Genomic DNA, 11592 nt, shown 5'->3' with positions numbered 1-11592 from the left:
GCACTTCCGACCGTTCGGTGCCGCGCAGCGCGTGGGTCACCCCCCGACACCCGGACAGACCACGTATAGTACACTCCTAGTGAGTCTCGTCCGGGGTCGTCGCTGACGGCTCGCGAGTCGATATCGGGCAGTTCGACCTCTGCAGCGCCCGGTTCTGCCTCGACGCTGAACTCGTTGGCGTACCCGTTGGGCGTCTCCTCCTTCTCGAGGTAGCCGAAGTCGGCCAGCTCGGAAAGGACACGCCGCACGGTTCGCGGGTCGGGGTCGAACCCGTCGATGCGCTCGGCGACGTCGGAGGTGGTGAACCGGGCCCTCCGGGCGAGGTCGCCGGCGGCCCTCGCGATAGCCTGAGCCTGCTCGCTGAAGGTGCGCACGACCTCGCCGTCGGCGACGACGGGAAGGTCGTCCCGCAGCGCGCCGGTGTGGGCGAACACGAGGGCGCCGTCCGAGTCGCGCCCGAACCGGAGTGCGGCCTGCATCACCTGATCCTCCCGCATGTGCTGCAGCGCCGTGTTCGCGACGGGCGAGTTGTAATCGAGGGCCATTCCGTGCCCGGTTCGGGCGGCTTCCTCTCCGCCGAGGGCAGCCCACCGCTCGACGACGTGGTCGCCGTAGTGCTGGCACCCGAGGAGCACGGCCAGCCGGTGATCGGCGAGGGCATTCGACCCCTTCAGGTCGCCGTAGTGGCCGGTCGCCGAGGCGACGCCGTCGAGGCGCTCCTCGAGCGTGTTCTCAACGACCTTCGTGGTGAGGACGGCGGGGTTCTCCCCGACGGTGTCGCTGTACTGCTCGGCGACCTCGTTGACGAGTTCGACGTCGTCGTCGAAGTTTTTGCCCGAGGGGTCACCCTCGTACGAGTTGGCGTGAGGCGACGTCTGCACCATCTGCAGCCCGTACACCTCCCGGAGGAACTCCCTCCGCTCGCGCATCGAGTCGTGGATGTCGCGGGTCGTCACCTCGCGCCCGAGTGCCAGCTCCCAGAGCGTGTCCCGGCCGGTCGCGTCGAGGCCGACGGTGGGGTTCTCGGCGCCGCCGGCGGTGAGCGCGGGCGGATGGTTGATGACGGCGCCGTGGTGGTTCCGGTCGATCACTACGCGTGATTTCCGGTACCCGACCGACGAGAGGCGAGTGTCCTCCTCAGCACCGAAGTTGAAGTTCGACGCCCGGACGGTCGCAACGTCGTCGGCATCCTCTGGGGCCAGCAGTGCGTACAGCAGCGCGTGCGCCAGTGGGTGGGCGTTCCCGTCGTCGGCGTGCATCGCGAGCGCCTCGCACCCGTCAGGGCCGCCCTGTAGCGCGGTGCGTGCGGCTTCAAGACGACGCCGGCCCCCGTCGTCGCGCTCACGGAAGCCGTCGACGGCTTCGCCGACGAGGCTGGCGAGGGCACCGTCGACGTGAGACGCGTCGCCGAGGGCGTCGGAGAGATCCTCGTCGAGACTCGCTCCGGCCAGCTGCACCTCGCGGAGTCGGTCGGCGAGGTCGTTCAGCTGACCGCTGGTGTTCGTGTGACCCCCACGGTTGTCGTCGTCAGTGAGCGCAGAGGAGATCGCGGCCGTCACGCTGGTGACGGCGCCGGCATCGAACTCGGGATGCGCGTCGACGAGACGCTCGAGGGCATCCTCGACGCCGAGGTCGCTACAGGCGTCGCGGCGCTCCTCGAGGAGCCACTCGGCGGTCTCGAGGGCGTCGAGGGCCGCCTCGGCGGCGCCGAGGACGGTGGCGATGCGGCCGTGCTCCTCGCTGCTACCGTCGTCGTCGAGCCACTCGCGGACGGTCTCGTCGTTCCAGAGGTCTCCGGCCTTGGTGAGGACGTCCTGCCGGTCGTTGACGTCCTCCCGCAGCGAGGTAGCCAGCCACGCCGCGAGGTCGGGGAACTCCTCGCCGAACTCGCGCTGGAAGGCCTCGCCGGGGAACTCGTCGACGGCGACGACGCGGGGTTCCTTCCGGACGCGGCCGTTCTCCCGGACTGAATAGGTGCGAGCGCCCTCAACGTGGGCGTGCGTGTAGTGGCCGATGAGGACGTCTATCGGGGCGTCGGGGTCGGTCGCAGTCTCCCACGCCTCGGTGTATGGACAGCTCTCGTCCTCGCAACACGGGAGTTCGGCACCGAAGAGCGCCGCGGCGTTCGAGTGAATCTGTTGAGGCCGGTACCCCCGCGCTCGGGCGGCGTGAACGGCGATCCACCAATCGAGACCGTAGTCACCGTCGGCGACGGGACAGCTCTCGCGGTCGAGTACCACCTCGTCCTCGCCGGCGCCGTCGTACTCCTCGGGCTTGCGAAGCTCCTCGCCGTCGGGGAGTTGCTTCTCGACGCGGTCGACGAGGCTCCACCGGTCGCGGAGAAGCTTCTGCCCGTTCTCACGGACGACGGCCTCGGCGGTGTCGGTGACAACAGTCGGGAGGCCGTTCTCGGCGAAAACCGGGAGTATGAACGACGACGCGCCGTTCTCCTCCGCCCGGTTGACGCCGTCCTGCATCAACTCCTTTCTCCCGGCGGTGTAGAGGACGGGGTGGTCAGTGGCGTGTCGGAACACCTGCTCGGTCTTCCCGAGCCCCGGCAGAACGCGGAGCAGAGACGCCCCGCCGGTCTCAGCGGCCTCGGTGTAGAGGTCGGCCACGGCATCGTAGGCAGCAGTGAGGCGGTCGTCGTTCCCGACGTCCTCCTCGACGAGCGCGTCGACAGGCGGGAGAACAGCGGTGTGGTAAGCGTCCGTCCCCTGCCAGTTCGGGAGGGGTGCGCCATACTCGCGCGCGGTCTCGTACGCGTCGCGGAAGGTCTCCCCGGAGAGGACGTAGTCCTCGTCGGTGAACTCCTCCCAGCTGACGACGCCGGCGTCTAGCGCCACGAACCTGAGGACGTCGAGGGCGCCCTCGTGGTCGGGGTGAGCTTCGTAGACAACGCCGCTCCGGAACACGAGTACGGACTCTCCGCTGTCGGAGTCACGCCACGCGGGGGAGAGCGTCAGCTGGCCCTCGCCGTCGACGTCGTCGCCCCGGCCGGTGACCTCGCTCTCGAGCGCGTCCTCGTCGAGGTGACCGAACTCGAGCTGGCGAATCGCTCCGCTGACGATGTCCCACCGCTCGGTGGCCGTCTCACGGTTAACGTACTCGGGGAGGGGGGCGTCGAGACCGCGCCGGGCGTGCTCGTAGGCGCGGGAGTAGTCGTCGTCCCGCAGCGGCGCCGAGCAGTCGCGGACGATACCGGCGTCGATGCCCGCCGCCCGAACGACGTCCATCTGGCCGCCGCAGCGCGGACACTCCCACCCGGTTCCGTCGTCGGTGATCGGGACGTCGGCATCGGTGCCGAGTTCGTCGGGGTGGACAGCTTCAGCGGCCCGCCACGCGACCTCGGGGTCGAGGGTGACGTTGAGTTTCTTCAGCTCCTCGGGGTCGCTCTCGGCGTCAGTCCTCCCGTTCGTGAGGGGTTCGCGGCCGGGAGCCACGCCGTACTCGTCCTCGAGGAGGTCGAGGCCAGCGTTGTACGCGTGCTGGGGAATCCGCCACCCGTTGCCGAGGTCGTCCCTGTTGCAGAGACCGTGGTCGACGACGAGGTGCCGGAGAGCGGCGTGGGGGATGGGGTCGTCGTTCGCGAGGTACCCCTCGCGCTTCGCGTGAACCCACGCCGCGAGGAGTTCGTCATCGTCGACGGGGCCGTTGGGAGAGGCCGACCGGCGTTCGCCGGCGTCGACGAGGAGGTACGTGAGGCCGTTGTACCCGATTTTGTGCTTGTGGTCGAAGCCGATTTCGCCCCTGCCGAGGACGGTGAAGTAGTTCTCCGAGTTCCCGTGGTGACCCAGCGGGTTGGTACCACGGTAGTCCTCGCTGACACCGGCGACGTCGACAAAGTCGAGGTCAAACAGGGCGGTGTCGTCGTCGCCTGCGCGCTCCTCGACGCTCTCTCGCTCTCGCTCGGCGGCTTCAATCGCCGCCTTCCGGGGGTCGTAGGCCGGGTGTTGCTCCGCTGGCACCGCGGACGCGAGGATAGGCGCGAGCGTGTCCGCCCACCCGCGGAGGTAGTCGTCGAGGTCGACCTTCTCCGACCCCGGCTGGGGCAGCTCTCCGATCCGTGCGTCGACACCCCGATCGGCGAGGTAGCCCGCGGTGGTGGCGGCGCCCTTGATACCCTCGCCGTGCTGCTCGATGTTGAGAGCGGCCCAACCGTCGGCGTCCTCGGTGAGGTCAGACGTCGGGCTCTCGGCGTCCTGCACGACGTACACGCGCCCGACATCGCGTTCTTCGAGGAGCGCGAGGAGCCGCTCGCGGTCGTCGTGCTTGAACGTCGTGGTGACCGGCGAGAGACAGGCGTAGCCCGCCTCGTTGGCCGTGATAGCGTCGGCGATGCCCTCGGTGATGAGGACGTCGCCGCCGTCTTCGAGAGTGTCGACACCGTAGATGGGCTCCTCAACGGCGGCACAGTCCTGTCCGGGTATCTTGTGGTACTTCGCGGGAGAGTCGTCCTCCCCGTACACGCCGGCGGTGTCGGCGGGGTGTCCGTCGTCGCCTAACCGTCGTGAGATAGCGAACGTCGGGCGCCCGTCGGCGAGGTAGGGGAAGACGAGCCGCCCCTGCCAGACGGGAGCGAGCCCGTTCTCCCAGAACAGACCGGTGCCGAGAATCGCCTCGCGCTCGTAGCCGGCGCTCATCAGGTGGTCGAGAAGTGCTGTCCGGTTGCCCGGTGCCCAGCCCAGCCGCTTCTCGTCGATCGTCTCGTCGTCCCAGCCGCGCACCTCGCGGAAGTACTCGCGCGGCGTGTCGACATCGGCCTCGGGGAAGTCGACCTCGCGGTCGAGCTGCTCGTGAAGGAAGTCGATAGCGTCCTCGAGGGCGTCCGCAGCCTCGGGACGTGCGTTCACGCGACTATCCGAGTGAGAAGCACCGGATTCGTCGTCGTCAACCCCGGGGTTTGCGTCGACAGCAGCCGCTCCGCGGGCCTCCTCGTCGGAGGTATCAGGTGTTTCGAGGCTGTAGACGGCGAAACTCCCGCTATCGTCGGTGACGACGAGCGGGCCGTTCTCGACACCAGCCTCGACGAGCGAAGCCGGGTCACCCGGCACGTAGTCGCGCTCCTCGAGGACGGCGACGAGCTCACCGAAGGTCGCGGGCGAGGCCTCGTCGACGACCGTCTCCCACTGCTCACGGGAGAGGGACGTCTCAGACATCGGCACCACCCGCCTGTTCGGCGGCCAGAAGCTCGGTTCGGTTAGCTGACGGTGCGGTAGATCGACCCGCTACCCCCCGGCGAGGCCGAGGGTTTACGGGCGGCAGACGAGTAGATCGGGGCGACGACGGACGGCTCAGGAACCGTGGGCCGTCGTCACCACGGGCTCGTCCCGTGGTTTCTTTCATCTGTTCAACTGTCGGAGAGGTAGCTGCGGCTTTCATCGTCGTTCGGATAAGCGGCTCGCCCGAGGGGGTAAGGCGGGTCACGGCTTACTCCGCAAGTAGTCGCGGCGGTGAGCTGGGCAGAGGACACGCGTCCCCCGCTCGGGGTGCTCGGCTGGCCGGAGATCGTCATCTTGCCGGCACCCGAGAGCGCCGCAGACGTCGGCAGCGGTCGCGACGGCGGCGTGGCTCTCGAGTGACGGGGTCGTCTGTGCTTCGGTCGTGGTGGTGCTTGCGTCGGGTTCAGCTGACATCGTGGTGCGCTCGTTCTGGGGGCGCACCGAGAAGGGGACGTAAGTCGGGTTCCGCCTTACGCCGGGCGAAACCCATTTGACCCCGGACGCCGAAGTCCGAGGCACAGTCGCGTGCCCTTCCCGGTGCGCTTCTCACGGCGCCGCCGGCCTCGAGACCTGCCACAGTACACGGAGGCTGACGGCGTCGGTGATACTACGCTTCTGAGTCCCTACTCCGCCGCTCGTTCGCGCTCTGAGCGGTCGAGGACGGGCTGGGGCTCGTACTGAGCCAACATACGCCGGAGCAGGAGGTCGTAGGTCTCGCCGTCGTCCTTGACCTCCTTGATCGCGGCGCGGGTGTCCTCGGAGCAGGGAATCCGCGTTTCGCTCGCTTTACTCATCCTATGGCCCCCACTTTGCAAGCATGCGGTAAGTATATTTCCCCGCGAGCCGATTTTGGGGTAAGCCGGAACCTGACTTACGTATGAGTGACCCACCGACTCCGCGCGAGGCGATCAGAGAGCTGATGGCCGACGACGATTACTGGGAGGAGCATCGCGAGCGCCCTCGAGGAGCGTTGACCGACGTCGACCGCCGGTTCCTCTGGGGGGTTCTCGAGTACGAACACAAACAGACGACAACGAAGCGGAAGGCGACCATCCGGGAGCGCCTCGAAAACGGCCTGAAGGATCTGACGTACCTGACGTTCCTCGAGGAGCGCGACGACGAGAAGCTCTTCGACGCGATGGACGAGGCCGAACTCCGGTCGTCGCTCTCGACGCTCATCCGCTGGCTGTACCTGCACCTCGACGGAGATCTCGAATGGTTCGAACAGACGGTCGCGCAAGCTATCAGCAACGCCGAGAACGACCGGCGCGACGACGACATCACCTACTACGCCGGCGGTGAGGTTGACGCCGGGATCGACGTCGACATCACGGTTCGCAAGGGGTTCAACGTCGAGCGCGTCGAGCGCCAGCTGCGCACGGGCGAGGGCCACACTCTCACGCCCACGGAGATCGGCGTCCTCGTCCGCGAGGGGCGCCTCGAGGAGGGCGACCTCCACCTTCTCGACTCTGCGACGGCGAACCGGATCGACGAGGAGACAGGCAATCGGGAGATCGTCGGCGGAGTTGGAGACCAGAGCCCTGCCTTCGACTCTCCTCCGGTAGTCGACCCTGACACGGGGGAAATCGTTGACGAGAGCGGCTCAGACGACGGGACTGAGGATTAGACGAAATCGACTGACTGGCCAACGCCCGAACCCAACTCTTGGCCTTTCTGTCGGGCGTTTTCCGCCGCGTTCTGGATACTTGCCCACGCGATACCAGCGAGGGCGAAGAGCAGCAACAGGGCAACGAGGGCGCCGAGGCCCCAGCCCTCCTCGTCGGCTTTCTTTGCCACGGTTTCGGCGTCGAGCGACGTGCTGTCGCTGTCGTCCGTTGACTCCTCGGACTCCTGAGACTCCTCACCGCCGGTGACGGCCTCTCCAGCAGAGGCGGCGGCTTCTCCCGCGCTGGCAGCCGCCTCACGGAGCATCGTGTTCAGCTCGGTCTCAGGCATCGCGACGATGCTTTCCTCGTCTTCGTCGACGTCCGTTGACTCCTCAGCCCCCTCGCCCTGTTCCGGGGGTTCCTTGGGCTCCGCGTTCTCGACGGCCTCGACAGTGACCGTCCCCCCGCCGCCGTCGTTGACCGGCTCTGGCGGGTCGGGACGATCGTCGTCGACGTCCTCATCGAGAGCCAGCCCCGCCTCGAGGCCGCCACCACCGGGGTCGGGGTCGTCCCGACCGGAGCCGTCAGCGAAGTCGTCCGGGTACTGACCGCTCGGGCCGTGGCCGTCGCCTGAGGCCAGCCGGACGTGGTTCTTGAGCGCACTTTGCTCCTCACTGCAGTATGGACAAATCTCGGCCATAGGTTAACTAAGCGTTGAGAATTCAAAGGGCTGTTTTGAAACAGACGTTAAGTCGCGTCAACGCCGTCCTTCGATTTCGGTCTCTATCTCAGAGACTGAGTGTAGGGGGGTACCCACCTCACGTTGACGCCGTCTGTTGATTCTGTGGTGAGGGGGTACCCACAGGGGGAGACCCACCACGTCGACGCCGTATTGCGATTCCCTGTCTGGGGGGTAGCCCCCATCACTGATTCTGAGTCAACTAATCAACAGACGGCGTTGACTTCGAGACGGTGGGGGCCCACCCGTCAGAGACGGGGTAGACCCATCCCCCTCACCGCACTGTGAGGCCGTCGACGTCGTCCGCGAGAAGCTTCACCATGATGTGTTCGCCGACCGCGAACCGCTCGATTGCCCCGTCGGTCTCGAGACGATCGAGCGTCTTCCGCACTTGGAGCGTGTCCTGTTCTACCAGCTCCCCGTAGCGCATCACGCCCTCATCTTCGAGCCGGCGGAGAAGGACGTCCGCCGGCGGGTCGGTCTCGGCGCCGGGGCCGATGTCTGTGATGTCAACGTCTGCGTCCTCGTCGAGAAGGGGAACCTCTATCTTCGGCATTTCTGGCAGTACATAGCCGCTACAGGGTCAAAAGGCTACTTTGAAGCCCGCGTTCAGTCGTCGGCGCGGGCACCCTGCAGCGGTGTCACCTTGTCGTCGTCGACGTCGTGTCGCTCCTCGAGGAGCGTTTTCTCGATATCCTGTTCCAGCGCCTCCAGCGCGTCGGTGAGCGCCCGAACCTGCTCGAACTGTTCGGGCGTCAGTATGCCCGCGTCGAGGTGCGAGAGCGTCCGACGGGAGGAGTACACCCGACGGAGAGCGCCTTCGAGGTGTGACTCGCGGTTGTAGGGCTTCTCACTCATCGTCTTCGGGGTAGTCGAACTGTAGATCGACGTGCTCGGTCACGTAGTCCATGAGGTGGATGTCCTCGGGGTCTTTGCCTTTCAACCGGGCGTGCTCGGCCCGGAGTTCCGCGAACTCGGCGGCCTCGTCGGGGACGTCAACCGGTGCCGGGAACTCGGCGCCGGAGAACAGGGTGAGGCGGCGCTCGGCCGCTTCAGTGACCCACTCGGAGAGGGTGACGTCGTCGTCACTCGTCCGCTGGATCATCTCGGCGAGCGGCTCGGTCAGCTCAACGTCGACGGTGATGGTCGGGGCGGTGCTTTCTTGCCCGCTTCGGCGGGTAGTGTCTTCTGTCGTCATAGTCGGCGACACGGTCGAGGGCGCTGGTACGCCCCGGCCACCTTCTGAGACCGTTCCCGTGCTACGCAGAGGTATGGGCGGCTTGGCAGTATAATCTTACGGGTAGTGAATAACGACTTATGCAATGTGAACTACTGCTCGTGAACAACGAGAAGTGAGAGTATGGCCGGTATCGACCTCAACGACGCTGACGAGAGCATCATCAACACCCTGCGAGAGGGAAGGAACACGCCCAGCATCCTCGCCCGGGAACTCGACTACAGCCGGGAGTACGTCTCGCAACGTCTCCGACGTCTTCGGGAGCACGACATCGTCGCGCGTGTCGACCGAGGCCTGTACGAACTGGTCGAGGAGAACGCTCCTGCTGTTGGCGACGAGGACGGCCAGCAGCGCCGCGAGGAGCCCACGACTCCCCCGTCGGAGACCTCGCCTGTAGACCGCGAGGAGCGGCGGGAGACGAACGTCGAGGACGCCCTTGACGCCGTGGACTTCCCCGGCGGGCGCGAGCGCGAGGAGTGCGTCGAGGCCGTCCGAGCGGCCTACGAGTACCTACAGCGGGAGGGGTCGGGGACGATGCGGGAGTTCGTCCGCGAGGTGATGCCGGAGCACCCAGTCGGCTACGACGTCCCGGATCTGGAACCGGGAGAACGCTACAGGGGCGCGTGGTGGAGAAAGGTCGTGAAACCCGGTCTCGCCGCGATTCCCGACGTCGAGAGCCCGCCTCGAGGAGCGAGCGATTGGACGCTAAGCGAGTGAGGTCACTCGTGCCTGCCGACGTGGTGCATCCCTGACTCCATGTCTGACCCGACGCGGGCGGCCACTTCACACGCCCGGCGCGCATCGTCTCCGCGGTTGTCTTCAGCCGCCTCCTGCACGTACTTCCCGAGGGCTTCGAGCGCGACACCGGCATCCACTGGACGGAAATGGACATCGTAGTCGCGCACGGTCGGAATCTCGTCTAACTCACTCGACATACCCGAGGCGTCACCTCCCGACCCCTTCAACTCCCCCGCCTCGAACCGCTCGGCCAGTGTCTCCGCTGGGGGCATCCCGACGAAGAACCACCACACCTTCTGCAGCCCATTCGACTTCCTCCGTGCCTTCTGCTGTAGCCGCGCGGCCCGCACCGGAGAGATCTCGCTCTCGTCGTGGGTCACATCACGAAACGCTCGCCTCTGCTTCCTGAAGGTATCGCTCCCGGCGGTCGTAGATGCCGCGGGCAGTCGACCGGCTCACGCCAGTCTCTTCCTCGACGTCGCGCCACGACAGTCCCTCCTCTCGGCACCGAACGACCTCGAGGGCGGTGGCGAACTCCCCACTCTCTCGGTCAGGAACCCACCGGCGGCCGTCCTCGTCGAATCGGAGACCGAACGGCGGCCGGCCGTGGTCGTCTCCCCTCTCCTCACGGGCGTCGAGGGCCGCCTGCGACTTCTCAATCTCCCGGCGCTTCACGTCCGACTCGACTGCCCGTTGCACCCTGAACGTGAGCTCGTCTTCGGGCGGCTCTTCGACGAAAGCCAGCTCGCACTCGCCGAGGGTGGCCGCGCGCTTCAGTTCCCAGTAGAACTGGTCACGGGCCAGCCGCGTGTCATCGTAGGCGACGAGGTGGTCGTACTCGCCGGAGCGGAGATCGGCGAGCAACTCCTCGACCTCCGGGTGCGCGTCGATTCGCTCGTCGTCGACGCTCTTCGTGTGTACGGAAAACCCGGTGTGAACGCCGAGGTCGACGGTCTCGACCTCCTCCGCGAGGTCGTGGGCCAGCGCGGGCACCTCCTCGCGTTGGAGCTGTAGCGCGACGTCGTCGTCGGCACCCTGTGACTTCCGGATGACCGCGACAGCCCTACTCGACATGTTCGGCCACCTCTGCCACCACCTCCGCCGGCACGTAGTTGATGCTCGTGTTCTCCGTGATGGGGTCAGTCTCCCGGAGAGCGACGGTTTCCCCGGTATCGAGGAGCTGGAACTCCCACCGAGGTCGGGAGTGGCCCCTGTCGACGGCGTCGAAGTCCTGTATCAGCACCCAGTCGTCACTCATCGGTCTTTTCGAGGGAGAGTTTCGACGAGGATTCGATACCCCACTCGACCTCCTCGCCGGCGAGGTCGAGGGCGTCGCCCATCGCCTTCGGGATGGTCACCTGATACTGGCCGTTGCTGTTCTGTGAGACCCGCGTCGTGGTCTTTTTCGGCATCACTCTCAACAACGTTACCACGACCATTAGAACTAACGTTACTACGGGGGGTGTGCGAAATCTGGACTTCTGAGACAGCGCCAGAGTCATTGAGTGAACCGAGGTTCCCACTCCTCAGTTCTCCGCGGTCTGAGCCACCTTCCCATCGGTGAGCTGCCCTCGGCCCTCCCCTCGGGGCGAGGCGCACTTCGATGTCGACGAGGGTTACTGAAAAGGATCTTCGCTGCTCGCTGCTGACCATTACTGGCCTCACCCCCGGTGTTATACTTGACGGGGCAGAATCTCATAGGGGTTCACTATGAATCTCATAGGGCGTTTCGCTACGAGATTCACTACGAAGCGATCATAGGGGCAGATGAGCGGGGGAGCGTGAGGTGAGAAGGACGATCGTGGTCGCCGGCGAGACGCGCGGCTGGCCACAGGGGCGGGCAACACCGGAACCGCCGGGGTCAGCCCGGCGGTGCGGAGGCCGCGTCGGCCTGATCACCGCCTCCGGGAGCTGGCAACTGGGCACTTCCGACCGTTCGGTGCCGCGCAGCGCGTGGGTCACCCCCCGACACCCGGACAGACCACGTATAGTACACTCCTAGTGAGTCTCGTCCGGGGTCGTCGCTGACGGCTCGCGAGTCGATATCGG

Annotated in this window: 14 protein-coding genes; 2 read left to right on the top strand and 12 right to left on the bottom strand. The window is 66.5% G+C overall.

The window, feature by feature from the left end; translation table 11 throughout:
• The 3 genes from D3D01_RS22280 to D3D01_RS23845 all read right to left on the bottom strand — a co-directional run.
• Positions 1-5159, bottom strand: a 5159-nt coding sequence (locus D3D01_RS22280; protein ID WP_121513828.1) for a hypothetical protein, incomplete at its 3' end; no start/stop codon positions are given.
• A gap of 264 nt (positions 5160-5423) precedes the next feature.
• Positions 5424-5636, bottom strand: a complete 213-nt coding sequence (locus tag D3D01_RS22275; RefSeq protein WP_121513827.1) for a hypothetical protein — start codon at positions 5634-5636, stop codon at positions 5424-5426.
• 209 nt (positions 5637-5845) lie between these two features.
• A complete protein-coding gene (locus tag D3D01_RS23845) occupies positions 5846-6016 on the bottom strand; it encodes a hypothetical protein (RefSeq protein ID WP_158600558.1) in 171 nt (56 codons plus the stop codon).
• A gap of 83 nt (positions 6017-6099) precedes the next feature.
• On the opposite strand from D3D01_RS23845, the gene D3D01_RS22270 reads away from it, so the two are divergent.
• Positions 6100-6849: a hypothetical protein gene (locus D3D01_RS22270; RefSeq protein ID WP_121513826.1), complete on the top strand. Its 750-nt coding sequence runs from the start codon at positions 6100-6102 to the stop codon at positions 6847-6849.
• On the opposite strand, the gene D3D01_RS22265 is transcribed toward D3D01_RS22270, so the two are convergent.
• The 4 genes from D3D01_RS22265 to D3D01_RS22250 form a co-directional block, all read right to left on the bottom strand.
• Complete coding sequence (locus D3D01_RS22265; RefSeq protein ID WP_121513825.1) at positions 6846-7529, bottom strand: hypothetical protein; 684 nt, start codon at positions 7527-7529, stop codon at positions 6846-6848. The two genes, D3D01_RS22270 and D3D01_RS22265, sit on opposite strands and share 4 nt — an antisense overlap.
• Before the next feature lie 313 nt (positions 7530-7842).
• A complete protein-coding gene (locus tag D3D01_RS22260; protein WP_121513824.1) occupies positions 7843-8124 on the bottom strand; it encodes a hypothetical protein in 282 nt (93 codons plus the stop codon).
• 53 nt (positions 8125-8177) lie between these two features.
• On the bottom strand, positions 8178-8426 hold the full coding sequence (locus D3D01_RS22255; RefSeq protein WP_121513823.1) for a hypothetical protein: 249 nt from the start codon (positions 8424-8426) through the stop codon (positions 8178-8180).
• Positions 8419-8766, bottom strand: coding sequence for a hypothetical protein (locus tag D3D01_RS22250; protein WP_121513822.1), 348 nt, complete (start codon positions 8764-8766; stop codon positions 8419-8421). The genes D3D01_RS22255 and D3D01_RS22250 overlap by 8 nt, the downstream gene beginning before the upstream one ends.
• A 162-nt stretch (positions 8767-8928) precedes the next feature.
• Here D3D01_RS22250 and D3D01_RS22245 point away from each other — a divergent pair, with 162 nt between their 5' ends.
• Positions 8929-9522 carry a winged helix-turn-helix domain-containing protein gene (locus D3D01_RS22245; protein WP_121513821.1) on the top strand — a complete coding sequence of 198 codons (594 nt, stop codon included), beginning with the start codon at positions 8929-8931 and terminating at the stop codon, positions 9520-9522.
• Between the two features lie 2 nt (positions 9523-9524).
• Here the strand turns inward: D3D01_RS22245 and D3D01_RS22240 are convergent, their stop codons facing one another.
• From D3D01_RS22240 to D3D01_RS24725, 5 genes are all read right to left on the bottom strand, one after another.
• Entirely contained in the window at positions 9525-9923 is a 399-nt protein-coding gene (locus tag D3D01_RS22240; RefSeq protein ID WP_121513820.1) for a hypothetical protein, read from the bottom strand.
• Between the two features lies 1 nt (position 9924).
• Positions 9925-10617, bottom strand: a complete 693-nt coding sequence (locus D3D01_RS22235) for a recombinase family protein (protein WP_121513819.1) — start codon at positions 10615-10617, stop codon at positions 9925-9927.
• The gene (locus tag D3D01_RS22230; RefSeq protein WP_121513818.1) at positions 10607-10801 is read right to left on the bottom strand and encodes a hypothetical protein; all 195 of its coding nucleotides are present in this window, start codon (positions 10799-10801) and stop codon (positions 10607-10609) included. The genes D3D01_RS22235 and D3D01_RS22230 overlap by 11 nt, the downstream gene beginning before the upstream one ends.
• A complete protein-coding gene (locus tag D3D01_RS22225; protein ID WP_199725590.1) occupies positions 10794-10955 on the bottom strand; it encodes a hypothetical protein in 162 nt (53 codons plus the stop codon). The genes D3D01_RS22230 and D3D01_RS22225 overlap by 8 nt, the downstream gene beginning before the upstream one ends.
• A gap of 449 nt (positions 10956-11404) precedes the next feature.
• Positions 11405-11592 (bottom strand): hypothetical protein (locus D3D01_RS24725; RefSeq protein ID WP_233563612.1); only part of this gene is annotated, 188 nt, incomplete at its 5' end.

This window comes from Haloarcula sp. Atlit-7R (assembly GCF_003666065.1).
Classification (GTDB): Archaea; Halobacteriota; Halobacteria; order Halobacteriales; family Haloarculaceae; genus Haloarcula; species Haloarcula taiwanensis.
The sequence above is the reverse complement of the archived record's forward strand: the minus strand, read 5'-3'. Positions and strand labels throughout refer to the sequence as shown.

Coding starts and splice junctions, on each gene's coding strand:
- D3D01_RS22230 (WP_121513818.1), bottom strand. CDS start 10,801: ATGAGTGACGACTGGGTGCTGATACAGGACTTCGACGCCGTCGACAGG.
- D3D01_RS22275 (WP_121513827.1), bottom strand. CDS start 5,636: ATGTCAGCTGAACCCGACGCAAGCACCACCACGACCGAAGCACAGACG.
- D3D01_RS22270 (WP_121513826.1), top strand. CDS start 6,100: ATGAGTGACCCACCGACTCCGCGCGAGGCGATCAGAGAGCTGATGGCC.
- D3D01_RS22265 (WP_121513825.1), bottom strand. CDS start 7,529: ATGGCCGAGATTTGTCCATACTGCAGTGAGGAGCAAAGTGCGCTCAAG.
- D3D01_RS22260 (WP_121513824.1), bottom strand. CDS start 8,124: ATGCCGAAGATAGAGGTTCCCCTTCTCGACGAGGACGCAGACGTTGAC.
- D3D01_RS23845 (WP_158600558.1), bottom strand. CDS start 6,016: ATGAGTAAAGCGAGCGAAACGCGGATTCCCTGCTCCGAGGACACCCGC.
- D3D01_RS22235 (WP_121513819.1), bottom strand. CDS start 10,617: ATGTCGAGTAGGGCTGTCGCGGTCATCCGGAAGTCACAGGGTGCCGAC.
- D3D01_RS22225 (WP_199725590.1), bottom strand. CDS start 10,955: ATGCCGAAAAAGACCACGACGCGGGTCTCACAGAACAGCAACGGCCAG.
- D3D01_RS22250 (WP_121513822.1), bottom strand. CDS start 8,766: ATGACGACAGAAGACACTACCCGCCGAAGCGGGCAAGAAAGCACCGCC.
- D3D01_RS22245 (WP_121513821.1), top strand. CDS start 8,929: ATGGCCGGTATCGACCTCAACGACGCTGACGAGAGCATCATCAACACC.
- D3D01_RS22255 (WP_121513823.1), bottom strand. CDS start 8,426: ATGAGTGAGAAGCCCTACAACCGCGAGTCACACCTCGAAGGCGCTCTC.